Origin of the sequence: Echinicola sp. 20G (genome assembly GCF_015533855.1) — a bacterium.
Taxonomy (GTDB): domain Bacteria; phylum Bacteroidota; class Bacteroidia; order Cytophagales; family Cyclobacteriaceae; genus Echinicola.
The window spans coordinates 233,202-257,583 of sequence record NZ_AP024154.1 but is presented as its reverse complement, the minus strand read 5'-3'; the positions used below and the strand labels follow the sequence as shown (position 1 = coordinate 257,583).

At 40.2% G+C, this 24,382-nt stretch carries 22 protein-coding genes and 4 tRNA genes; 23 read left to right on the top strand and 3 right to left on the bottom strand.

From position 1 onward, the window contains the following. Positions 1-49: 49 nt before the first annotated feature. The 3 genes from frr to JL001_RS01315 all read right to left on the bottom strand — a co-directional run bounded on the left by frr (position 50) and on the right by JL001_RS01315 (position 1,927). Positions 50-610, bottom strand: a complete 561-nt coding sequence (frr, locus tag JL001_RS01325; protein WP_200974332.1) for a ribosome recycling factor — start codon at positions 608-610, stop codon at positions 50-52. An 11-nt stretch (positions 611-621) separates the two neighbouring features. Then, entirely contained in the window at positions 622-1,332 is a 711-nt protein-coding gene (gene pyrH, locus JL001_RS01320; RefSeq protein ID WP_192011124.1) for a UMP kinase, read from the bottom strand. Between the two features lie 100 nt (positions 1,333-1,432). Further along, positions 1,433-1,927, bottom strand: coding sequence for an acetyl-CoA carboxylase biotin carboxyl carrier protein subunit (locus JL001_RS01315; RefSeq protein WP_200974331.1), 495 nt, complete (start codon positions 1,925-1,927; stop codon positions 1,433-1,435). 48 nt (positions 1,928-1,975) lie between these two features. On the opposite strand from JL001_RS01315, the gene JL001_RS01310 reads away from it, so the two are divergent. From JL001_RS01310 to rplB, 23 genes are all read left to right on the top strand, one after another. Beyond that, positions 1,976-4,555, top strand: coding sequence for a M1 family metallopeptidase (locus JL001_RS01310; protein ID WP_200974330.1), 2,580 nt, complete (start codon positions 1,976-1,978; stop codon positions 4,553-4,555). A gap of 166 nt (positions 4,556-4,721) precedes the next feature. Beyond that, positions 4,722-4,804, top strand: a tRNA-Tyr gene (locus JL001_RS01305). 213 nt (positions 4,805-5,017) lie between these two features. Next, positions 5,018-5,090: transfer RNA gene (locus JL001_RS01300), tRNA-Gly, on the top strand. Positions 5,091-5,126: 36 nt separating this feature from the next. After that, positions 5,127-5,198 (top strand) — tRNA-Thr (locus tag JL001_RS01295). Positions 5,199-5,258: 60 nt separating this feature from the next. Beyond that, complete coding sequence (gene tuf / locus JL001_RS01290) at positions 5,259-6,446, top strand: elongation factor Tu (protein ID WP_200974329.1); 1,188 nt, start codon at positions 5,259-5,261, stop codon at positions 6,444-6,446. A gap of 111 nt (positions 6,447-6,557) precedes the next feature. Then, positions 6,558-6,628 (top strand) — tRNA-Trp (locus tag JL001_RS01285). An 18-nt stretch (positions 6,629-6,646) separates the two neighbouring features. Further along, positions 6,647-6,835 (top strand): preprotein translocase subunit SecE, encoded by a 189-nt coding sequence (gene secE, locus JL001_RS01280; protein ID WP_192011128.1) that lies wholly within the window; start codon positions 6,647-6,649, stop codon positions 6,833-6,835. Between the two features lie 18 nt (positions 6,836-6,853). Then, the gene (gene nusG / locus JL001_RS01275) at positions 6,854-7,411 is read left to right on the top strand and encodes a transcription termination/antitermination protein NusG (protein WP_186754470.1); all 558 of its coding nucleotides are present in this window, start codon (positions 6,854-6,856) and stop codon (positions 7,409-7,411) included. Between the two features lie 3 nt (positions 7,412-7,414). After that, the gene (gene rplK, locus JL001_RS01270) at positions 7,415-7,858 is read left to right on the top strand and encodes a 50S ribosomal protein L11 (RefSeq protein WP_192011129.1); all 444 of its coding nucleotides are present in this window, start codon (positions 7,415-7,417) and stop codon (positions 7,856-7,858) included. Positions 7,859-7,868: 10 nt separating this feature from the next. After that, positions 7,869-8,567 (top strand): 50S ribosomal protein L1, encoded by a 699-nt coding sequence (rplA, locus tag JL001_RS01265; RefSeq protein ID WP_200974328.1) that lies wholly within the window; start codon positions 7,869-7,871, stop codon positions 8,565-8,567. A 2-nt stretch (positions 8,568-8,569) separates the two neighbouring features. After that, on the top strand, positions 8,570-9,106 hold the full coding sequence (gene rplJ, locus JL001_RS01260) for a 50S ribosomal protein L10 (RefSeq protein WP_200974327.1): 537 nt from the start codon (positions 8,570-8,572) through the stop codon (positions 9,104-9,106). Between the two features lie 53 nt (positions 9,107-9,159). Then, complete coding sequence (rplL, locus tag JL001_RS01255; RefSeq protein WP_192011132.1) at positions 9,160-9,537, top strand: 50S ribosomal protein L7/L12; 378 nt, start codon at positions 9,160-9,162, stop codon at positions 9,535-9,537. A gap of 153 nt (positions 9,538-9,690) precedes the next feature. After that, positions 9,691-13,566: a DNA-directed RNA polymerase subunit beta gene (gene rpoB, locus JL001_RS01250; RefSeq protein WP_200974326.1), complete on the top strand. Its 3,876-nt coding sequence runs from the start codon at positions 9,691-9,693 to the stop codon at positions 13,564-13,566. Between the two features lie 51 nt (positions 13,567-13,617). Beyond that, positions 13,618-17,931: a DNA-directed RNA polymerase subunit beta' gene (gene rpoC, locus JL001_RS01245; protein WP_200974325.1), complete on the top strand. Its 4,314-nt coding sequence runs from the start codon at positions 13,618-13,620 to the stop codon at positions 17,929-17,931. 63 nt (positions 17,932-17,994) lie between these two features. Next, on the top strand, positions 17,995-18,324 hold the full coding sequence (locus JL001_RS01240; protein ID WP_200974324.1) for a DUF3467 domain-containing protein: 330 nt from the start codon (positions 17,995-17,997) through the stop codon (positions 18,322-18,324). 96 nt (positions 18,325-18,420) lie between these two features. Further along, positions 18,421-18,801: a 30S ribosomal protein S12 gene (gene rpsL / locus JL001_RS01235; RefSeq protein WP_186754486.1), complete on the top strand. Its 381-nt coding sequence runs from the start codon at positions 18,421-18,423 to the stop codon at positions 18,799-18,801. A gap of 22 nt (positions 18,802-18,823) precedes the next feature. Further along, positions 18,824-19,291, top strand: coding sequence for a 30S ribosomal protein S7 (rpsG, locus tag JL001_RS01230; RefSeq protein WP_192011135.1), 468 nt, complete (start codon positions 18,824-18,826; stop codon positions 19,289-19,291). Positions 19,292-19,297: 6 nt separating this feature from the next. Next, positions 19,298-21,418, top strand: a complete 2,121-nt coding sequence (fusA, locus tag JL001_RS01225) for an elongation factor G (protein WP_200974323.1) — start codon at positions 19,298-19,300, stop codon at positions 21,416-21,418. 11 nt (positions 21,419-21,429) lie between these two features. Beyond that, complete coding sequence (gene rpsJ / locus JL001_RS01220) at positions 21,430-21,735, top strand: 30S ribosomal protein S10 (RefSeq protein WP_015264118.1); 306 nt, start codon at positions 21,430-21,432, stop codon at positions 21,733-21,735. Between the two features lie 250 nt (positions 21,736-21,985). Beyond that, a complete protein-coding gene (gene rplC / locus JL001_RS01215; RefSeq protein WP_186754497.1) occupies positions 21,986-22,618 on the top strand; it encodes a 50S ribosomal protein L3 in 633 nt (210 codons plus the stop codon). Between the two features lie 4 nt (positions 22,619-22,622). Next, the gene (gene rplD, locus JL001_RS01210) at positions 22,623-23,252 is read left to right on the top strand and encodes a 50S ribosomal protein L4 (protein WP_192011138.1); all 630 of its coding nucleotides are present in this window, start codon (positions 22,623-22,625) and stop codon (positions 23,250-23,252) included. A gap of 4 nt (positions 23,253-23,256) precedes the next feature. Then, the gene (gene rplW / locus JL001_RS01205) at positions 23,257-23,544 is read left to right on the top strand and encodes a 50S ribosomal protein L23 (protein ID WP_192011139.1); all 288 of its coding nucleotides are present in this window, start codon (positions 23,257-23,259) and stop codon (positions 23,542-23,544) included. A 13-nt stretch (positions 23,545-23,557) separates the two neighbouring features. After that, positions 23,558-24,382: a 50S ribosomal protein L2 gene (gene rplB, locus JL001_RS01200; RefSeq protein WP_192011140.1), complete on the top strand. Its 825-nt coding sequence runs from the start codon at positions 23,558-23,560 to the stop codon at positions 24,380-24,382.

Genomic DNA, 24,382 nt, shown 5'->3' with positions numbered 1-24,382 from the left:
ATAGGCCTGAAAATTTCCAGGCCTATTTTATGGTTTTGTTTGGAAAGCATTAGACTTTCATGATTTCTGCTTCTTTTTTCTCGAAGAGTGCATCAATTTTGCTGGAAAACTGATCAGTAAGTTTTTGAACAGCATCTTCAGCTCTTTTGATCTCATCTTCTGGAGCACCATCTTTCTGAAGTTTTTTCAGTGCGTCATTAATTTCTTTTCTGACGTTTCTAATACTTATCTTACCGTTTTCACAGTCATTTTTGACTTGTTTTACCAATGATTTTCTTCTTTCTTCAGTAAGAGGAGGGATGGTCAAAATTATGATTTCACCATTGTTTTGAGGAGCAAGTCCCAAGTCAGAGTTGATGATAGCTTTTTCGATTTCACCGATCAGGTTTTTTTCCCAGGGTTTGATGCTAAGGGTTCTAGCATCTGGAGTAGTGATGGAAGCTACTTGTTGGATTGGTGTCGGAGCACCATAATAGCTGACCATTATGCCATCCAATAAGTTAGGCATGGCTTTACCCGCTCTGATTTTTAGTAACTCTGCTGCTGTGTGGTCCACAGACTTCTGCATAAGTTCTTTGGCTTCATCGAGTTCTAACTGTATCTCTTCCATTTTAATATCGCTTATTTAGATGTAATTAAAGTACCAACTTCTTCGCCTTTAATCAAGTCGTACAAATTTCCTGCCTTGTTCATGTCAAAGACAATGATAGGAAGGTTGTTTTCCTGACAAAGCGTAAATGCTGTCATATCCATGACATTAAGGTTTTTCTCGTACACTTCCTGAAAGGAAATGTTCGTATATCTTTCAGCAGTGGCATCTTTTTCAGGATCAGCTGTGTAAACACCATCTACGCGGGTTCCTTTGAGTACAACTTCTGATTCTATTTCAATGGCTCTCAAGCTGGCAGTAGAGTCAGTGGTGAAATAAGGGTTACCAATACCAGCGCCGAAAATCACAATACGACCTTTCTCTAAGTGTCGGATGGCTCTTCTTCTGATAAATGGTTCACAAACACTTTCGATTTTTATACCGGACATCAATCTAGTGTACATTCCGTTTTGCTCCAAAGAGCTCTGCAAGGCCATCGCATTGATTAAAGTGGCCAGCATTCCCATGTAATCACCCTGCACACGGTCTATTCCTACTTTCTCGCCTTGAACACCTCTGAAAATATTTCCGCCTCCAATAACAATGGCGATTTCAACCCCCAGGTCTTTTACTTTTTTGATCTCCTGGGTGTATTGCTTCAATTTGTTGGAATCAATTCCGTAGCCATTTGCGCCCATTAAAGCTTCACCACTGAGTTTGAGCAGAATTCTTTTGTATTTCATAATTGCGATAGATTAAGCAGCGTGTTTATTTGATGTTTTTATAGAATAGATAAACTCGACAAATATAGATTCTTGAGACAAGAAAATTAAATCTAAGTTTCTAAAATTGTATCAAAACTTGATTTTTTTCAACACTATCCCCATTAGTTACCAAGATTTTCTTTATTTCTCCTTCTCCTGGAGACTTGATGATATTCTCCATTTTCATAGCTTCCAAGATCAATAATGGCTGATCTTTCTTTACAACTTCCCCTTCCTGGGTTTTGATTTCAAGAATCAATCCGGGCATGGGGGCATGGATAGCAGTTATTTGGGAGTTTGCTTGGCCGTTCATGCCAAGTTTTTCGAGTAGTAGGTCAAATTTATCTTTTACCAAGACTTGAGCTTCTTTATGGTTAAGCTTCAGGGTTAAGAGTTTTTTCCCTTTGTCCAAGTGTACAAGCTCAATATTGTAAGATTTATTGTTTCGGATAATATGGAAATGTCGATCATCTATCTGGCTCAAATCCCATTCAATAGGATTTCCATTGATCAAAAAGCGCTCTCCATCCGACTCAACACTAAAGTTATCTTCGTTTATGGTAACTGAGTACATTTAATTTATTTTAGCAATAAATATACAATTAATCTTTAATAGGCCTTTATGAATATTAAATTCTCTTTTGCCCTGATGATAGGGGCTTTGATGTTTTTCGCATGTCAATCACAGAAAAGCACCATTCAGTCCCCAGGTTTTTTTCAGGATTCTGTGAAAATTGAAAAGCCTATAATCAGAGAGGTTTCTATTGCCGAAAAAAAGCAACAGGAGATAGTCGCTTATCGTCCAAGTCCTGAAAGAAAATTTGATCTGCTTCATTCGAGCTTGGATATCAGCTTTGACTTTAAGAGAAAATTGGTTTTTGGAGAAGTAGAGTTATTACTTAAGCCCTATTTCTATAATCAAAATCAATTGGTTTTGGATGCAAAGGATTTTGATATCCAAGAAGTGATATTGTTGGAGGAAGGGGATAAAAAGCCATTGGGAATCAGGTATGATAGTGAAAAGTTGCTAATCTACTTGCCTAAGGAATACAGTATGGAAGATACGGTTCAAATAGGGATAAAATACACTACTCACCCTAGCAAGAATAGTGGTGAAGGTAGTGAGGCCATTACAGATAACCAAGGGCTGTATTTTATAAATCCAGATAGCTCTGAGATGAAGCCAACCCAGATTTGGACGCAAGGTGAGACCAATCATAATTCCAAATGGTTTCCGACCATTGATGTGCCCAATGAACGGGCTACACATGATCTCAAGTTAACAGTGCCTGAAGCTTTTACCACTGTTAGTAATGGGGAGTTAATAGACCAATTGGACAATCAAGATGGAACTCGGACAGATCATTGGGAGATGAGTCAAGCTATCGCGCCTTATTTGGTGGCCTTTGCTGTTGGTGATTTTGTGAAAATAGAAGATCAAGCTGGAGACTTGTCGCTAGGGTATTATGTTGAAAGCCGATATGCTGAAGGTGCAAAGAAGGTTTTCAAAAGAACTCCGGAAATGATTGCGTTTTACTCGGAATTATTAGGCGTTTCTTATCCTTGGAAAAAGTATGATCAGGTCGTGGTAAGAGATTTTGTGTCAGGAGCTATGGAAAATACGACTGTATCCATCTTTATGGAAGAGCTTAATATGAATGCACGAGAAGCCATTGATAGTGAATATGATGGGATTATTGCCCATGAGCTTTTCCATCATTGGTTTGGTGACTATGTGACAACGGAGTCGTGGTCAAACTTACCTCTCAATGAGTCCTTTGCCAATTATGGAGAATACCTTTGGTATGAATATTTTGAAGGAAGAGATGCTGCAGATCTTCATCATATTGGAGAGATGGAAACTTACTTTTATGAAGCTGAGGAAAAACAGGTAGATCTGATTCGTTTTGAGTATGAGAATAACGAGGATATGTTTGACAGTCATTCTTATGCAAAAGGAGGAAGAATCTTACATATGCTGAGGGATTACCTGGGCGATAAGGCATTTTTTCAGGGGTTGAATTTATACTTGAAAAAATATGCGTTTAAGTCAGTAGAAGTACATGACCTTAGATTAGCACTGGAAGAAGTTAGTGGAAGAGATCTAAACTGGTTTTTTGATCAATGGTTTCTTGCTGCAGGCCACCCTAAGTTGGAAGTGGAGTGGGATTTCAGCCTGCCAGAAAATATCCTATTGAGTGTAAAACAAATTCAGGACCTGACTTCAACGCCTTTGTACAGGATTCCATTTGAAGTAAGCTGGTATAGTGGTGATAAAAGGTTCAGTAAAAGATTCGAGCTTAATCAGGTTTCACAACAATTTGCTTTAGAGAATGGAAGCCCTGTTGATTTGGTCTTGTTTGATGAATTCAAAAAGACATTGGCTGAACTGAAAACAAATAGGACAAAGAATGAATGGTTAAGGCAGTTTGAGCTTTCCAAATCAGGTGTTTCACGGTATGAAGCACTTGACAGCTTGGCGTTGAGGGAGATGTCTGAAGTAGAGATTGACTTTCTTATCCAAAGAGGCCTAGATGATGCTTTTTGGCCGATAAGGGAAGTGACAATGAGGAGTTTTAGCGACTATTTCACTTCGGAAGAATTGTTGAATGAGTTAGTGGATTTAGCAGCAAATGATTCTAGTAACAGTGTCAGAGCCTCGGCAATTGAGATACTTTCAGAGAATAAAGCACCAAATATGGAAACGAATTACCTGCTTTGGATGGAAGATTCTTCCTATTATGTTGCTGGTGCTGCGCTATCGGCTTTTCTGGAGCTTGAGGATGCCCGCTTGGATAAGAAAGAAGTGGCTTATTTATTCGAGGAAGAGGGGAGTATCAGAACAATTGTCCCATTGGTTGATTTTTATACAAGTGAGATGATTCCAGGTAAGGGGAGATGGTTGCATCAGCAATTTGAAAAAACATCTGGTCAGGACCTATACTACCTTATCGGTTATTATGGGGATTATTTTACCAAGCTACCTGAAGAGGGCAGTGGAAAGGCCATTGATAATCTTAGAAAAATAGCGAGCAATCACAAAGATGCCTATATGAGATTGGCTGCATTTCAGACCTTGTTTGGTTTCATTGATGACGAAGGGGTCAAGGAAATCGTGATGCGGATTTATGCCGAAGAGAGGGACCCTGAGGTTAAAAGTGCTGAAGATTACTTTTTAGCTCCATACCGAGATGAAAATTAATCTACTGATAAAGAAAAACTTAGTAAAAAAGGTGTAAAAAACTTGTGTAATTTTTGTTCAATATTTTGAATGTTTCAGAAAAGGGTATAATTTTGCCATCCGTTAAGACAAACAAAAAAGAACAAAAGAGTTCAGAAAAGGTCTTAAGGATTTGAAATATTGAAAAGGGGGAATACCAAAGCGGCCAACTGGGACGGACTGTAAATCCGTTGACTTATGTCTTCACAGGTTCGAATCCTGTTTCCCCCACACTTTATATTTCCACAGTTTTTACTAAATTTGTGGGAACTATACAGCAAAAGTTCTTCAAAAAGGAACACGACGATTGAAATTATTGTCAAGAGTTGATATTCTTTAGAAAGATTTTGGTATGTATATTCGATCCAATCAGTTCTGCTGAAAGGATTACAAAGAGCACTTTTAAAGTGTTTGATAGCGTAGATAAAAGCATTAGAGTAATAAGCGGGAGTAGCTCAGTTGGTAGAGCGGCAGCCTTCCAAGCTGCAGGTCGCGGGTTCGAGCCTCGTCTCCCGCTCTATGCTATTTATGGCATAGATAATAAATGTTATCAGCCGACGTAGCTCAGGGGTAGAGTGCTTCCTTGGTAAGGAAGAGGTCACGGGTTCAAATCCCGTCGTTGGCTCAGTGACATTAGAAAAATTTAACTAATTCATATCATTAACTAAACAGAGGATTTTCACGCATGGCAAAAGCAACCTTTGACCGTTCCAAACCGCACGTAAATATCGGTACTATTGGTCACGTCGATCATGGTAAGACTACCTTGACAGCTGCCATTACTACTGTATTGGCCAGAAAGGGTCTTTCTGAATTAAGAGATTTCTCATCTATCGATAACGCTCCAGAAGAGAAAGAAAGAGGTATCACCATTAACACTTCTCACGTAGAGTATCAAACTGAGTCAAGACACTACGCGCACGTAGATTGTCCTGGTCACGCCGATTACGTGAAAAACATGGTGACTGGTGCTGCGCAGATGGACGGTGCTATTCTAGTAGTTGCTGCCACTGACGGACCAATGCCTCAAACTAGAGAGCACATCCTTCTTGCTCGTCAGGTAGGTGTACCAGCTCTAGTGGTATTTTTGAACAAAGTTGACTTAGTAGATGATGCTGAGCTTCTTGAGCTTGTAGACATGGAAGTAAGAGAATTGCTTTCTTTCTATGACTTCGACGGAGACAACATCCCAGTTATTTCTGGTTCTGCTCTTGGTGCACTTAACGGTGAGCCTCAGTGGGAAGAGAAAGTAATGGAATTGATGGATGCAGTTGATAGCTACATCCCGCTTCCTGAGCGTCTTGTTGACAAAGACTTCTTGATGCCTGTAGAAGACGTATTCTCGATCACTGGTCGTGGTACTGTAGCTACTGGTAGAATTGAAAGAGGTGTGATCAACTCTGGTGATCCTGTAGATATCATCGGTATGGGTGCTGAAGGTCTTAAGTCTACCGTTACTGGTGTTGAGATGTTCCGTAAGATTTTGGATAGAGGTGAAGCTGGTGATAACGTAGGTCTATTGCTAAGAGGTATTGAAAAAGCTCAGATCAAGAGAGGTATGATTATCTGTAAGCCTGGATCTGTAACTCCTCACGCTCACTTCAATGCTGAAGTTTACGTTCTTTCAAAAGAAGAAGGTGGACGTCACACTCCATTCTTCAACAAGTACCGTCCTCAGTTCTACTTAAGAACAACTGACGTAACTGGAGAGATCAAGCTTCCTGAAAACGTTGAAATGGTTATGCCAGGTGATAACGTTACAATGGAGGTTACTTTGATCAACCCAATTGCACTTGAAAAAGGTCTACGTTTCGCTATCCGTGAAGGTGGTAGAACTGTAGGTGCTGGACAGGTAACTGAAATTCTTGACTAATATTAATATCAAGATATAAATTCAAATGCGATTCTGAAATTTTCAGAGTCGCATTTGTTTCTTTATAGAATAATACCTACTTTTGCATTCCTTTTGGAAGGTAAAAAATACACGGGCATAGTTCAATGGCAGAATAGCGGTCTCCAAAACCGTTGATGGGAGTTCGAATCTCTCTGCCCGTGCAATTAAAATTGTAAACCATGAATGTAAAAAACTTTGTTGTAGAGTCTATAGACGAAATGAAGAATAAGGTTACATGGCCTAAATATTCTTCGTTGCAAAGCAACGCTGTGTTGGTTCTTGTTGCCTCTTTAATATTTGCTGTAGTTATTGGCTTGATTAACCTGAGCTTCGAGAACGTCATGAAATGGTTTTATGATTTATTCTAATAGAATCAAAAATTACTGATGGCAGAACATAAATGGTATGTACTCAGAGTGGTGGCTGGGCAAGAGAAAAAGGCCAAATCTTATTTGGACAATGAAATTGCCCGTCAGAAGCTTGAGGATTTTATTCCTGAGGTTTTGATACCTTCTGAAAAAGTATATGAAATGCGCAATGGCAAAAAGAGAGTCAGAGAGAGAAACTTCTTTCCTGGCTATGTTTTGGTTAATGCGGATTTGTCCCATGGTGAAGCCAATCACGTAATTACGAGTATCCCGGGTGTTATCGGATTTCTTGGGGCAAATGCAGGAGGGGCTTCCAAAACTCCTGAACCATTACGCCAATCTGAAGTCAACCGTATCTTAGGTAGGGTTGAAGGGATTGATGAATTTGCTGAGAAATTGGATACGCCATATATAGTTGGAGAGAGCGTTAAGGTAATGGACGGTCCTTTCAGTGGTTTCTCGGGGACAATAGAAGAGGTGTTTGAAGACAAGAAGAAGCTTAATGTTATGGTTAAGATCTTCGGTCGAAATACACCTGTCGAATTAAACTTTATGCAAGTAGAAAAACAAGACTAGGAAATGGCTAAGGAAATTACTGGTTATCTGAAATTACAGGTTAAAGGTGGCCAGGCAAATCCATCTCCTCCAGTTGGTCCGGCCCTTGGTTCAAAAGGGTTGAACATCATGGAGTTCTGTAAGCAATTTAATGCTAGAACTCAGGACAAAATGGGTCAAGTTGTCCCTGTCCTTGTTACGATTTATTCGGACAAGTCTTTTGATTTCGTAGTAAAAACTCCTCCGGCAGCAAATATGTTGTTAGAGGCAGCGAAATTAAAAGGTGGTTCTCCAGAACCAAACAGGAAGAAGGTGGGCTCTGTAACCTGGGATCAAGTTAAAGAAATTGCTGAGGTGAAAATGCCTGACTTGAATGCCTTTAAGGTGGAATCTGCAATGAAAATGGTTGCAGGTACGGCTAGAAGTATGGGAATCACAGTTTCAGGAAAAGCTCCTTGGGAGGAATAAATATAAAACAATGGCTAAGTTAACAAAAAAGCAAAAAGAAGCTCTTTCTAAGTACGACCCAAGCCAGCAGTACTCCCTTACTGAGGCTTCTTCGATTGTCAAAGAAATCACCAATACCAAATTTGACGCTTCTGTAGATGTTGATATCCGATTGGGTGTTGACCCTAGAAAAGCTGATCAGATGGTAAGAGGTGTGGTAGCTTTGCCTCACGGAACAGGAAAAGACGTAAAAGTACTTGTACTTTGTACTCCTGACAAAGAAGAAGAAGCTAAGGAAGCTGGAGCTGACTATGTTGGCTTAGATGACTATATTGCCAAGATCGAAGGTGGATGGACTGACATTGATGTCATCATCACTATGCCTAACGTAATGGCTAAAGTAGGTAGATTAGGTAGAGTATTGGGCCCAAGAGGCTTGATGCCTAATCCAAAATCTGGTACTGTTACCCTAGAAGTAGGAAAGGCAGTAAAAGAAGTAAAAGGGGGTAAAATCGACTTTAAAGTAGATAAGTTCGGTATCATACACGCAAGTGTAGGAAAAGTTTCTTTCGATCCTGAAAAGATTCTTGAAAACGCACAAGAACTTATCAATACTATCTCTAAGTTGAAGCCTACTTCTTCTAAAGGTACTTACTTTAAGAGTATACATTTATCTAGCACAATGTCTCCTGGTATTGCAATTGATAAGGGGAGTATTCAAGGTATTTAATTATGACTAGAGAGGAAAAAAAATCAATAATCGAAAGTCTTACCGAGAAGTTTAAAGAAACTCCGCATTTCTATATCACAGATGCATCAGGTTTCAATGTTGCTCAGGTAAACGCTTTCAGAAGAATGTGTTTTGAGAAGGGCATTGAATATCGTGTTTACAAAAACACTTTTATCAAGAAAGCTCTAGAAAATCTTGACACAGATTATACAGAACTAGAAGGTACACTTAAAGGATTTTCAGGTGTTTTGTTTGCAACCGAAACTGCAAACTTACCTGCTAAGGTCCTTAAAGAATACAGGAAAAAGGCTGGATCAAAAGAAACTAGACCAGTTTTCAAAGGAGCTTCAATTGATAGCGACGTTTTTATTGGCGAAGCCAATTTGGAAGTGTTGTCATCTTTGAAGTCCAAAGAAGAACTATTGGGCGAAGTTATTGGATTGCTTCAGTCTCCTGCCAAGAATGTTATCTCTGCGCTTAAGAGCGGTCAGGATACTTTGGCTGGACTTGTTAAAACTCTTTCTGAAAGAGAATCATAATATCATTCAAATCAATTAAGTAAAAAAATCAGTTAATTTTAAATAATAATACAATGGCAGATCTTAAAGCATTCGCTGAGCAGTTAGTTAACTTGACTGTTAAAGAGGTTAGTGAATTAGCCGCAATATTGAAGGACGAGTATGGTATCGAACCTGCTGCCGCAGCTGCTCCAGTAATGGTAGCTGGTGGTGCTGGTGAAGGTGCTGGTGAAGAAGAAAAATCTTCTTTCGACGTGATCTTGAAAGCTGCTGGTGGACAGAAGTTGGCAGTAGTTAAATTGGTTAAAGAATTGACCGGCCTTGGTCTTAAGGAAGCTAAAGAAGTAGTAGACGGCGCTCCTAAGGCTATCAAAGAAGGTATTGCAAAAGACGAAGCTGAAGCACTTAAGAAGCAACTTGAGGAAGCTGGTGCTGAAGTAGAGCTTAAATAATTTGAATAACCTCATCTAATAGGTGATGGTTATTGATTAGACCTGACTTTTAAGTCAGGTCTTTTCCTGTTTGTGCACAGTCAGGAAATTGCACTATTCTAAGCGGAAATTGCCGCATTTAGTTATTTATTATCACTATAAACATATACTGCCTTGGCTATCCAGAATCAAACCGAAAGGAAAAGTTTCTCATCTATTAAGGTAGTCAAAGACTATCCGGATTTCCTAGATATCCAGTTGCAATCATTCAAAGATTTTTTCCAATTGGATACTCCTGCTGAGAAGAGGAGACAGGATGGGCTTTTCAAGGTGTTCTCTGAGAATTTTCCGATTAGCGATTCCAGAGAAAATTTCACTCTTGAATTTATTGACTATACAGTAGACCCGCCTAAATATAGTGTCGGTGAATGTATTGACAGGGGATTGACTTACTCTGTTCCGTTGAAAGCAAAACTTCGCTTGTTGTGTTCTGATGAGGACAATGAGGATTTTGAGACAATCGAGCAGGAGGTATTCTTAGGGAACCTTCCCTACATGACCGAAAAAGGCTCTTTTGTGATCAATGGAGCTGAAAGGGTGATTGTATCCCAGTTGCACCGTTCGCCAGGTGTTTTCTTTGCTCAAAGTAAGCATACCAATGGTACCAAGCTTTATTCTGCCAGAATTATTCCTTTCAAAGGATCTTGGATAGAATTTGCTACCGATATCAACAATGTAATGTATGCTTACATTGATAGGAAGAAAAAGTTTCCGGTAACCACATTGCTGAGAGCCATAGGTTATGGTTCTGATAAAGCTATTTTGGATCTTTTCGGTTTATCCGAAGAGGTAGAATCCAGCAAGGCAAAACTACAGAAGGTAGTGGGAAGAAAATTAGCTGCCCGTGTACTAAGAACCTGGGTAGAGGATTTTGTGGATGAAGATACTGGTGAAGTAGTTTCAATTGATAGAAACGAAGTCCTTCTAGAAAGAGATTCTATCCTTTCTGAAGAAGATATTGAGTTGATCTTGGACTCTGGTGCTAAAAGTATCATTCTCCATAGAGATGATGTTAATATTGCAGACTACTCTATCATCTATAATACACTCCAAAAAGATAATTCAAACTCAGAAAAAGAAGCTGTTGAGGTAATTTACCGACAGTTGAGAAACACTGAAGCACCTGATGAAGCTACTGCAAGAGAGGTAATTCATGGTTTGTTCTTCTCTGACAAGCGTTATGACTTAGGAGAAGTAGGTAGATACAGAATTAACAAAAAGCTTGGATTGGATATCGATTCAGACAAAATCGTTCTGACTACTGAAGATATTATTAACATCGTAAAATACCTTATCGGACTAATCAACTCTAAAGCAGTTGTCGATGATATTGACCACTTGAGCAATAGAAGGGTTAGAACCGTTGGGGAGCAGTTATATAGCCAGTTCGGTGTAGGTCTTGCCAGAATGGCTAGAACTATTCGCGAGCGTATGAACGTAAGGGACAATGAAGACTTTAAGCCAGTTGATTTGATCAACGCTAGAACGCTTTCATCTGTCATCAACTCGTTCTTTGGTACCAACCAGCTTTCTCAGTTTATGGACCAGACCAACCCACTCGCTGAGCTTACTCACAAACGTAGGCTTTCTGCATTGGGACCTGGTGGTTTATCCAGAGAAAGAGCCGGTTTTGAGGTGCGTGACGTTCACTATACACACTATGGCCGTCTTTGTACCATTGAAACTCCGGAAGGACCAAACATTGGTTTGATTTCTTCACTTTGTGTGCATGCCAAGGTAAACTCTATGGGATTCCTTGAAACGCCATATAGAAAAGTGAAGGAAGGAAAAGCAGGTATGGAATCTGAAGATATCGTATTCCTAACTGCAGAAGAAGAAGATAACAATAATATCGCTCAGGCAAATGCTCCGCTGGAAGCAGACGGAACTTTTGTTAATGACCGTGTAAAAGCTAGGTTCGAAGGTGACTTCCCTGTGTTGGAACCAAAAGAAATTAGCTATATGGACGTTGCTCCTAACCAAATTGTATCTGTTGCTGCATCATTGATCCCTTTCTTGGAGCATGATGATGCCAACCGTGCCTTGATGGGATCCAACATGCAACGCCAAGCTGTTCCTTTGTTGAAAGCTGAGTCTCCAATTGTGGGGACTGGACTAGAAGCAAAAGCAGCTGTTGACTCAAGATCATTGATCATTGCTGAAGCAGATGGTGTAGTTGATTTTGTGGATGCGAAGAAAATCGTTATCAAGTACGATTTGAGCGATGATGAGCTGTTGGTTAACTTCAGCGATGAGTACAAGTCATACGACTTGATCAAGTTCAGAAGAACTAACCAGGATACTACCATTAACTTGACTCCTCTTGTCCTGAAAGGACAAAGGGTTACTAAAGGTCAGGTATTAGTAGAAGGTTATTCCACCAATGAAGGTGAATTGGCCCTTGGTAAGAACCTTAAGGTGGCTTACATGCCTTGGCAAGGGTACAACTTTGAGGATGCAATTGTAATTTCTGAAAGGGTAGTAAGAGAGGATATCTTTACTTCCATTCACGTTGAGGAATTCCAACTTGAAGTTAGGGACACCAAGCGTGGCGAGGAAGAATTGACTTCTGAGATTCCTAACGTTTCTGAAGAGGCTGTTAAGAACCTTGACGAAAACGGAATTATCCGTATAGGTGCTGAGCTAAAAGAAGGAGACATCATCATAGGTAAGATCACTCCAAAAGGAGAGACTGACCCAACTCCTGAAGAAAAGCTATTGAGAGCGATCTTTGGAGATAAAGCAGGTGATGTAAAAGATGCTTCATTGAAAGCTTCTCCATCTTTGAATGGTGTGGTTATAGAAACCAAACTATTTGCAAGACCTAAAAAGGATAAAGACCTTAGAGCAAAAGCAAAGGCTGAAGTTGAAAAATTGAAGCAGAAATACACCAAAGAACTTCTTGGTGTTAGAGCTAAGATGATCAACAAATTATTGAGCATCGTAGAAGGAAAAACTTCTCTAGGTGTGAAACATAAATTTGGTGATGAAATCATCAGTAAAGGAGTAAAATTCAACCATCAGAATATTGAGAATAACTTGTTCCCTGCTAAGAACCCTTACAGAGATGAGAGTAATTACAATGTTCCGGAAGAAGCGAACCTTATTTCTGATATCATCTTGGATGATTGGACTGATGATGAGCATACAAACAGTTTGATCCAACAATTGGTGAAAAACTACACCAACACTAGAAATGAAATTTCTGGTAGGTTCAAGAGAGATAAATTCACTCTTGAAGTTGGTGATGAGTTGCCAGCAGGTATAGTTCAACTTGCTAAAGTTTATGTGGCTAAGAAGCGTAAGCTGAAAGTGGGTGATAAGATGGCCGGTCGTCACGGTAACAAAGGTATTGTGGCGAAGATTGTTCGTGATGAGGACATGCCTTTCTTGGAAGACGGTACACCAATGGATATCGTGCTTAACCCACTTGGGGTACCTTCACGTATGAACATCGGTCAGATCTTTGAAACTGTTCTTGCATGGGCAGGACAAAAATTAGGTAAGAAATATGCTACTCCGATCTTTGATGGAGCTACTACAGAAGAAGTAGCTGCTGAGTTGGATAAGGCAGGTTTGCCTTCCTTCGGAAGAACTTACCTTTATGACGGCCTTTCAGGTAAGAAGTTTGACCAGCCTGTAACAGTAGGTATAGCCTATATGTTGAAGCTAGGTCACTTGGTAGATGATAAGATGCACGCCAGATCTATTGGACCATACTCATTGATTACGCAACAGCCATTGGGTGGTAAAGCCCAGTTTGGTGGTCAGCGTTTTGGGGAGATGGAAGTTTGGGCACTGGAAGCATTCGGTGCGTCACACGTGCTTCAAGAGATTCTAACTGTCAAGTCTGATGACGTGATCGGTAGAGCTAAAGCTTATGAGTCTATCGTAAAAGGAGAGAACCTTCCTAAGCCTAATATTCCAGAATCATTCAACGTATTGGTTCATGAATTGAGAGGTTTGGCTCTTGAAATTACTTTAGACTAAAATTAGATCAAATTGGGCCGCAAGGCCCTTCACATACTCACAAAACATATTATGGCGTTCAGAAAAAACAAAAAACTAAACAACGACTTTTCCAGAGTCACTATTAGTTTGGCTTCTCCGGAATCCATCCTGGATAGCTCTCATGGTGAGGTGACCCAACCTGAAACCATCAATTACAGAACGTACAAGCCTGAAATGGGCGGTCTATTCTGTGAGCGAATTTTCGGGCCTGTAAAGGACTGGGAATGTCATTGTGGTAAGTATAAGCGCATAAGATATAAAGGTATCATTTGTGACAGATGTGGGGTAGAGGTTACAGAAAAGAAAGTGCGTAGAGAAAGAATGGGACACATCGAATTGGTGGTTCCTGTAGCGCATATCTGGTACTTCAAATCTCTTCCTAACAAAATTGGTTACTTGCTAGGTCTTCCTACCAAGAAGCTGGATCAAATTGTATACTACGAAAGATATGCTGTCATCAACGCGGGTATCAAGGCTGAAGATGGTCTACAGTACCTGGATTTCTTGACAGAAGACGAGTATTTGGATATTATGGATAAACTTCCAAAAGAAAACCAAATGCTTGATGATGATGATCCGAATAAGTTCATCGCAAAAATGGGTGCAGAAGCCATAGAAATGTTGTTGTCAAGACTAGATCTTGATGATCTTTCTTATAGCCTTCGTCACCAAGCTGCTACCGATACTTCTCAACAAAGAAAAGCAGAAGCTTTGAAGCGTTTGAAAGTAGTGGAGGCATTTAGAGATGCAAGAACCAGGATTGAAAACCGTCCTGAGTGGATGGTGGTAAGAATGGTTCCTGTGATTCCACCGGAATTGAGACCATTGGTTCCTTTGGATGGTGGACGTTTTGCCACGTCTGATTTGAACGATCTTTATAGAAGGGTAATCATTAGAAACAACCGTCTGAAAAGATTGATCGATATCAAAGCTCCTGAAGTAATCCTTCGAAATGAGAAGAGGATGCTTCAGGAGGCAGTAGATTCCTTGTTTGATAACTCAAGAAAGGTAAATGCTGTAAGGTCTGATGGTAACAGGGCCCTGAAGTCTTTATCTGACATGCTTAAAGGAAAGCAAGGACGTTTCCGTCAAAACTTGCTTGGTAAGCGTGTGGATTACTCCGGTCGTTCAGTAATCGTGGTAGGACCTGAATTGAAACTTCACGAATGTGGTTTGCCTAAGAATATGGCAGCAGAACTTTTCAAACCTTTTATTATCAGAAAGCTGATCGAAAGAGGTATTGTTAAGACTGTAAAATCTGCCAAAAAGATTGTTGACAGAAAAGACCCGGTAGTATGGGATATCCTTGAAAATGTATTGAAAGGACACCCTGTATTGCTAAACCGTGCTCCAACACTTCACAGACTGGGTATTCAGGCTTTCCAACCTAAATTGATAGAAGGAAAAGCTATCCAGCTTCACCCATTGGTATGTACAGCATTCAACGCCGATTTCGATGGTGACCAGATGGCTGTTCACGTACCACTTGGACATGAAGCGATTTTGGAGGCGTCTACCTTGATGCTTTCTTCGCATAACATCCTTAACCCTGCCAATGGTGCTCCTATTACTGTACCTTCTCAGGATATGGTTTTGGGTCTATACTATGTGACCAAAGGCAGAAAGTCTACTCCAGAATTACCTGTAGCAGGTGAAGGTATGACTTTCTATGGTGAGGAAGATGTTGTGATTGCCTTGAACGAAGGAGTTATTTCTCAGCATGCCTTGATCAAGTGTAAAGTAACTGTAAGGGAAGCAGATGGTTCTCTAGTAGAGAAGATTATTGACACCGTTGCAGGTAGATTGATCTTTAACCAGTTCGTGCCTGAGGAAGTTGGGTATGTAAACGAATTGTTGACTAAGAAAAAACTGCAGCAGATCATTGCTGAAGTTGTTAAAATATGTGGTATTGCTCGAAGTGCCCAATTCTTGGATGATATCAAGCATCTTGGATTCCAGATGGCCTACCAAGGTGGCCTATCAATGGGACTTAATGATGTGATTATTCCTGAAGATAAGGAGCCATTGATCACCAAAGCAAAAGATGAGGTAGATCAAGTATGGAACAACTATTTGATGGGTCTGATCACAGACAATGAGCGTTACAACCAAGTAATTGATATCTGGACCAGAACAAACTCTAATCTGACCAACATTTTGATGAAGCAGATGGAGGATGATAAGCAAGGATTCAATGCGATCTATATGATGATGCACTCAGGTGCAAGGGGTTCGAGAGAACAGATTCGTCAGCTAGGTGGTATGAGGGGATTGATGGCCAAGCCACAGAAAAACCTTCAAGGTTCTGTTGGTGAAATCATTGAAAACCCAATCCTTTCCAACTTTAAAGAGGGGCTAGATGTATTGGAGTACTTTATCTCTACCCACGGTGCCCGTAAAGGTCTGGCCGATACAGCCTTGAAAACAGCCGATGCTGGTTATTTGACCAGAAGATTGGTAGATGTTGCTCAGGATGTAATTGTATCAGAAGAAGACTGTGGTACTTTGAGAGGTCTTGTAGTTCAAGCCTTGAAAGATAATGATGAGATTGTAGAACCACTTTCTGAGCGTATTGTTGGTAGGGTTTCTGTTCATGATGTGATTGATCCTATTACTGAAGAAGTGATTATCCAATCAGGACAAGAGATTACTGATGAGTTAGCCAAGATTGTGGATGAATCTGCAGTTGAGGAAGTTGAGATCAGGTCTGTATTGACTTGTGAATCAAGAAGAGGAGTTTGTACCAAGTGTTATGGTAGAAACCTAACGACAGGTAATATTGTTCAAAACGGAGAATCTGTAGGGGTTATCGCTGCACAATCAATCGGTGAACCAGGTACACAGCTTACATTGAGAACGTTCCACGTTGGTGGTACAGCTTCAAACATTTCCGTGGAAGCTAGTATTAATGCCAAGTTTGAAGGTGTTGTTGAGTTTGAGGAAGAGCTAAGATGGATTGACTCCACCAATAAAGATGGAGATCCTGTATCTATCGTTATGGGTAGATCTGGTGAGATCAAGATCAATGACGTTAAGTCTGGTAAGACTTTGGTGTCTAACCACGTTCCTTATGGTGCGATACTTAATGTTAAGAATGGTCAGAAGATTGGTAAGGGAGATTCATTATGTACTTGGGATCCATATAATGCCGTGATTCTTTCCGAATTTGATGGAGAGGTTTCATTTGATTCGATTATTGAAGGTATTACTTACAAGGAAGTAGCCGATGATCAAACTGGCTATAGAGAGAAAGTAATTATCGATACTAAAGATAAAACCAAAAACCCTGCTGTAGTGGTAAACTATGGTGAGGAGACCAAAGGATATAACATTCCAGTAGGAGCTCACTTGGCAGTGGAAGAAGGAGATAAAGTAAGGGCTGGTCAAATTCTTGTTAAAATCCCTCGTTCTGTAGGTAAAACAAGAGATATTACCGGTGGTCTTCCAAGGGTAACCGAACTATTCGAAGCGCGTAATCCATCAAATCCTGCAGTAGTTTCTGAAATTGATGGTGTGGTAACCTATGGAGGTATCAAACGTGGTAACCGTGAAATCTTTATTGAATCTAAGGATGGTGTGAAGAAGCGTTACATGGTTTCTCTTTCTAAGCACATCTTGGTTCAGGAGAATGACTTTATCAGAGCTGGTGAGGCATTGTCTGATGGAGCTATTACACCAAATGATATCCTTTCAATCAAAGGGCCAACGGCAGTTCAGGAATATTTGGTGAATGAGATTCAGGAAGTATACCGACTACAAGGTGTGAAAATCAACGATAAGCACATTGAGGTGATTGTAAGTCAAATGATGCAGAAAGTTGAAATCCTTGATGCAGGCGACACTGGATTCCTTCAAGGTCAAGTAGTTGACAAGTGGGCTTTCCGTGAGGAAAATGACAATATTCTTGATAAGAAAGTTGTCATGGAACCAGGAGATTCTGCCACCCTGAAAGCAGGTATGATCATCACAGCTAGAAGGCTTAGAGATGAGAATTCAAGCTTGAAGCGTAAAGACTTGAAATTGGTACAGGTGAGAGATGCTGAAACAGCGGTATCTAAACCAACCCTTCAAGGTATTACAGCTTCCTCTTTGGGAACTGAAAGCTTTATCTCAGCAGCTTCCTTCCAGGAAACTACTAAGGTATTGAGTGAAGCTGCCATCAGAGGTAAGCGTGATGAGTTACTCGGTCTGAAAGAAAATGTGATTGTAGGTCACTTGATTCCAGCAGGTACTGGACAGCGATATTTCAAAGATATCATTGTAGGTTCCAAAGAGGATTATGAAAGACTATCCTCTACTGAAAAGGAGAAAGGTGCTCGCAAGACAAAAGAAGCCGTAAAGTAATTTTGAATTAAGCTTTATACAAAAGGCCTGTTTTTATACAGGCCTTTTTTAATTGAGGTAATAATGGAAGATAATAAAGACGAAAAAAGGCCAAGCAATCAGCAGATCAATGTAGAGCTGTCGGAGGAAGTAGCAGAAGGTATCTATTCTAATTTGGCAATGATTGCTCATTCCAACTCTGAGTTTGTCATAGATTTCATTCGGTTGATGCCAGGTGTGCCGAAAGCCAAGGTGAAATCAAGGATCATCATGACTCCTGATCATGCGAAAAGGTTATTGTCTGCCTTAAAAGATAATATAGATAAGTACGAGAATGCATTTGGTAAAATTGAATCAGGTACTGAAACTCCAGAGTTCCCAATGAATTTTGGAGGGACATTAGGAGAGGCTTAATTAAAATATAACCTGTTAATTTTGTTTGTTTTACCTATTTGATTACCTTTGCAGTCCAAATTTCATATGTTAAAGAAGTAAATAAATTTTCAGTTAATGCCTACTATACAACAGTTAGTTAGAAAAGGTAGAACTACTCTAGAGTCAAAATCCAAGTCAAGAGCTTTGGATGCTTGTCCTCAAAGAAGGGGTGTTTGTACCAGGGTGTATACGACTACACCAAAGAAGCCTAACTCGGCAATGAGAAAAGTAGCCAGGGTTAGATTGACAAATGGAAAAGAAGTGAACGCTTACATTCCAGGAGAAGGACACAATTTGCAAGAGCACTCTATCGTATTGATTAGAGGTGGTCGTGTGAAGGATCTTCCAGGTGTGCGTTATCACATCATCCGTGGTGCATTGGATACTGCAGGAGTAAAAGACCGTAAGCAAGGTCGCTCCAAGTACGGTGCGAAACGTCCTAAGGACAAGAAATAATTATTAGAAAACAAACAGAACAATGAGAAAAGCGAAACCAAAAAAGAGATATATTCTTCCTGATCCGAAGTTCAATGATACTTTGGTGACCAAGTTCGTTAACTGTCTTATGGTAGATGGGAAGAAGAGTATTGCTTACAGAATTTTCTACGATGCTGTTGAGAAAGTAGAAGAGAAGTTGGGTGAGAATGGTCTTGAGGTTTGGAAGAAAGCGCTTAACAATATTACTCCATCTGTAGAGGTGAAGAGTCGTAGAGTTGGGGGAGCTACTTTCCAGGTACCGATGGAGGTAAGACCTGAAAGAAAAACATCACTAGGTATCAAGTGGATGATAACTTTTGCCAGAAAAAGAGGTGAAAAAACTATGATGGACAGACTTGCTGGTGAAATCATAGCTGCTTCTAAAGGTGAAGGTGCCGCTGTTAAGAAGAAGGACGATACCCACAGAATGGCAGAAGCCAACAAAGCATTCTCACATTTTAGATTTTAATACAAGATGGCAAGAGATTTAAAATTAACAAGAAACATTGGTATCGCTGCCCACATCGATGCCGGAAAAACCACCACCACAGAGCGTATTCTTTTTTACTCTGGTGTATCCCACAAAATTGGTGAGGTGCATGATGGTGCAGCTACAATGGACTGGATGGCTCAGGAGCAAGAAAGAGGTATTACCATTACTTCTGCTGCGACTACTGTTTTCTGGCCATACAGAGATAAAAAATATCAAATCAACATCATTGATACCCCAGGTCACGTTGACTTTACAGTAGAAGTTAACCGTTCACTAAGGGTATTGGATGGTCTTGTGTTTTTATTTAGTGCGGTTGATGGTGTTGAGCCTCAATCAGAAACTAACTGGAGACTAGCTGATAATTATAAAGTAGCCCGTATCGGTTTCGTTAATAAAATGGACCGTGCTGGTGCTAACTTCCTTGACGTATGTAAACAAGTAAAGGAAATGCTAGGTAGCTATGCAGTTCCTTTGCAAATCCCAATCGGTTCAGAAGACAAGTTCAAAGGTGTAGTTGATTTGATCAACAACCGGGCAATCGTTTGGAATGAAGATGATTTTGGAATGACTTTCGAAGAGGTGCCGATTCCAGAAGATCTTTTGGAAGAGACAGCTGAGTGGAGAGAGCATTTATTGGAGGCTGTAGCAGAGTATGATGAGTCTTTGATGGAGAAATTCTTTGAGGATTCAAACTCTATTACAGAGGAAGAAATTCTTACTGCCCTAAGAAAGGCTGTAATCGATATGAAGATCGTTCCTATGGTTTGTGGATCTTCTTTCAAAAACAAAGGTGTGCAGACCATGCTTGACTTGGTGATGGAGTTGCTTCCTTCTCCTTTGGATAAGGATAACGTCATCGCTCACGATCTTGAAGATGAAGATAAAGAAATTTCTATCGCTCCAGATAGAAACGAACCTTTTGCTGGTCTAGCTTTTAAAATTGCTACTGACCCATTCGTAGGTCGTCTTTGTTTTGTAAGAGCTTACTCTGGTGTATTAGAGTCTGGTTCTTATGTATTCAATAGCCGTTCTGGAAACAAAGAGCGTATTTCTCGTGTGTTCCAGATGCACGCTAACAAACAAAATCAAATCGAACGACTAGAAGCTGGTGATATCGGTGCGGTAGTTGGATTTAAAGATATTAAGACTGGTGATACACTTTGTGCTGAAAACCGCAAAGTTGTATTGGAATCCATGATTTTCCCTGAGCCTGTTATCGGTTATGCTATTGAGCCTAAGACTCAAGCTGACGTTGACAAGTTGGGTATGGCTGTAGCCAAATTGGTAGAAGAAGATCCTACCTTGCAGGTAAATACAGATCATGAAACCGGTCAGACTATCCTAAGAGGTATGGGTGAACTTCACCTTGATATCATTATGGATCGTCTGAAGAGAGAATTTAAAGTAGAGGTAAACCAAGGTGCTCCTCAGGTTGCTTATAAAGAAGCTTTGTTCGGAAATGTAGAGCATAAGGAAGTTTATAAGAAGCAGTCTGGTGGTAAAGGTAAGTTTGCCGATATCGTATTCGAATTGGGACCAAAAGAAGCTGATCCTGAGACAGGAGAAATCAAGCCAGGTTTGGAATTCGTTAATGGTATTGTGGGTGGTGTTATTCCTAAGGAATTTATCCCTGCTGTGCAGAAAGGTTTCCAAGAGGCTATGAAGAATGGTCCATTGGCAGGATACCCTGTTGAGGCTATGAGAGTTAGACTTTTCCACGGTTCCTTCCACGATGTCGATTCTGATGCCCTTTCATTTGAATTGGCAGCAAGACTTGGATTTAAGGAAGCTGCTAAGAAAGCCAAGCCTCAGTTACTTGAACCAGTAATGTCAGTAGATGTGGTTACTCCAGATGAGTACACAGGTCCTATCACTGGTGACTTGAACAGAAGAAGAGGTTTGATGAAAGGTATGGATACAAAAGGTACTTCTTCAGTAATCAAAGCTGCTGTACCATTGTCAGAGTTGTTTGGTTATATCACTGACCTTAGAACAATTTCATCAGGTAGAGCAACTGCCTCATTGACATTCTCTCATTATGAGCCTGTTCCAAACAATATCGCTGAAGGTGTTATCGCCGAAGTGAAAGGAGCTAAAGCCTAAACTTAAAAGAAATGAATCAGAAAATAAGAATAAAACTTAAGTCTTACGATCACACTTTGGTGGACAAGTCATCAGAAAAGATCGTGAAAGCTGTGAAAACTACAGGTGCGGTTGTGGTTGGTCCAATTCCATTGCCTACTAAGAAAGAAAAGTTTACGGTGTTGAAATCACCTCACGTAAACAAGAAGGCAAGAGACCAATACCAATTGTGTACTTACAAAAGATTGGTAGATATCTATTCTAATAGCTCCAAAACTGTGGATGCTTTGATGAAAATCGAACTTCCAAGTGGTGTTGATGTAGAGATCAAAGTTTGATCTTGATATCCTAGAAAGTTTAAAAGACCTGTGCTCATTAAGAGTACAGGTCTTTCTTTTGTTAAGGATTTCACCTATAATATTTGGTCTAAAGTGGGCTAAATAGGTGAGGCAGAGAAGAATATTTTCGTAAATGTTTGAAAATATATAAGTTGTAATTTGTTAGGTGTTTATAAATTACTAACTTTGCAGTCCTTAAAAAGGCACAAGTGTGTAAATACTTGAGCATAATTATATTATATAACAGAAGATGTCTGGAATAATAGGTAAAAAAGTAGGAATGACTAGCATTTTCAGTGCCGATGGACGTAATGTTGCATGCACGTTAATAGAAGCTGGTCCTTGCGTAGTGACGCAAGTAAAAAATGTTGAAACAGACGGGTACAGCGCTGTTCAGTTGGGGTACGGTGAGCGTAAGGAGAAAAACACTCCTAAGCCACTTCTAGGTCACTTTAAAAAGGCCGGTACCACTCCTAAGCAGAAAGTTGTAGAATTCAGAGACTTCAGAGTTGAATTTGAAGGTCAGGTGGATTTAGGGAAAACTGTAAAAGCCGGTGAGGTATTTGGTGAAGGTGACTTCGTGGATGCTATCGGTACCTCTAAAGGTAAAGGTTTCCAAGGTGTAGTAAAACGTCACGGATTTGGTGGTGTAGGTGGTGCGACTCACGGTCAGCACAACCGTCAAAGACACCCAGGTTCTATCGGTGCATGTTCTTGGCCTTCAAGAGTATTTAAAGGCTTGAGAATGGCAGGTAGAATGGGCGGTAGCCGCGTGAAGGTTTTGAACCTTAAAGTGTTGAAAGTCTATCCTGAAAAGAACTTGATCTTGGTAAGTGGCTCTGTCCCTGGTCCAAAAAATTCTTTCGTTATTTTAGAGAAGTAATCAAATGGAATTAGCAGTATTAAAACATAACGGTGAAGAGACAGGTAGAAAGGTGAGTCTTTCTGACGACATTTTCGCGATCGAGCCTAATGATCATGCGATCTACCTGGATGTGAAGCAGTTTTTGGCCAACCAAAGACAGGGTACGCACAAGAGCAAAGAGAGGGCTGAGATAGCCGGCTCAACTAAGAAAATCAAGAAACAAAAAGGTACAGGTGGTGCCAGAGCTGGTTCTATAAAATCTCCATTGTTCAGAGGGGGAGGAAGAGTATTCGGTCCTAGACCAAGAAACTATTCTTTCAAGTTGAACAAGAAAGTAAAACAATTGGCAAGAAAGTCTGCCCTTACTTACAAAGTACAGGACAACAGTCTTACAGTATTGGAAGATGTGAACTTTGATTCTATCAAAACCAAGAACTTTGTATCGTTGTTGTCAGGTCTTTCATTGGCGGATAAAAAGACATTGTTCGTGCTTCCAGAAGCTAACAAGAATGTTTATTTGTCAAGTAGAAACTTACCAAAGGCACAAGTAAAAACAGTAAATGACGTGAATACTTATGATTTGCTTCATGCTGATACATTGGTGCTTTGTGAAGGTTCAGTAAGTAAGTTAGAAACCCTTTTAACGAAGTAATACAATGGATATACTAAAAAAGCCTTTGATTACGGAAAAGATTTCTGCGATGAACGAAAGTGGCGTTTACGGATTTGTAGTTGAGAAAACTGCAAAGAAGCCAGAAATCAAAGCAGCCGTTGAAAAAATGTTTGGTGTAAAAGTGGTATCTGTAAGGACTATGCGTTATGCAGCTAAGCAGAAGACCAGATACACAAAAAGTAAAGTAGTATCCGGTTATACCAATGCTTTCAAAAAAGCTATTGTACAAGTAGCCGATGGAGAAGTAATTGACTTTTACGGAGAAATTTAATTGAATCAGAATCATGGCAGTTAAAAAATTAAAGCCTGTAACTCCCGGTACCAGATTTAGAATGGCTCCGGCTTTTGATGAGATCACCAAATCAAAGCCAGAAAAGTCATTGTTGGCTCCGTTGAAGAAATCAGGTGGTAGAAATAACTCTGGAAAAATGACTGCACGCTATTTGGGCGGTGGTCATAAGAGAAGACTTAGAGTAGTAGACTTTAAGCGTAATAAATATGATGTTCCTGCTACTGTTAAAGCGATCGAGTATGATCCTAACAGAACAGCACGTTTGGCATTGCTATACTACGTTGATGGTGCCAAGGCATACATCATCGCACCGGAAGGTTTGGAAGTAGGTCAAACAGTAGTTTCTGGTGAAGCAGTAGCTCCTGAAGTAGGAAATAACCTACAGATGAAAAACATTCCTTTGGGTACCATTATCCACAATGTGGAATTGAAGCCTGGCAAAGGTGGTGCTTTGGCAAGAAGTGCTGGTAGCTATGCTCAGTTAGTAGCCAAAGAAGGTAAGTATGTTACTATCAAACTTCCTTCAGGTGAAATGAGATTGGTACTAGGTGTTTGTACAGCTACTATAGGAACTGTGTCTAATGCGGATCACATGAACGTGGTGCTTGGAAAAGCTGGTAGAAACCGTTGGTTAGGAAAGAGACCTAGAGTAAGAGGTGTAGCTATGAACCCTGTCGATCACCCAATGGGTGGTGGTGAAGGTCGTTCCTCTGGAGGACACCCAAGATCTAGGACTGGTTTGCTATCCAAGGGTAAGAAGACCAGATCTCCTAAAAAGTATTCAAATAAGTTTATCGTTAGTAAAAGATCTAAATAA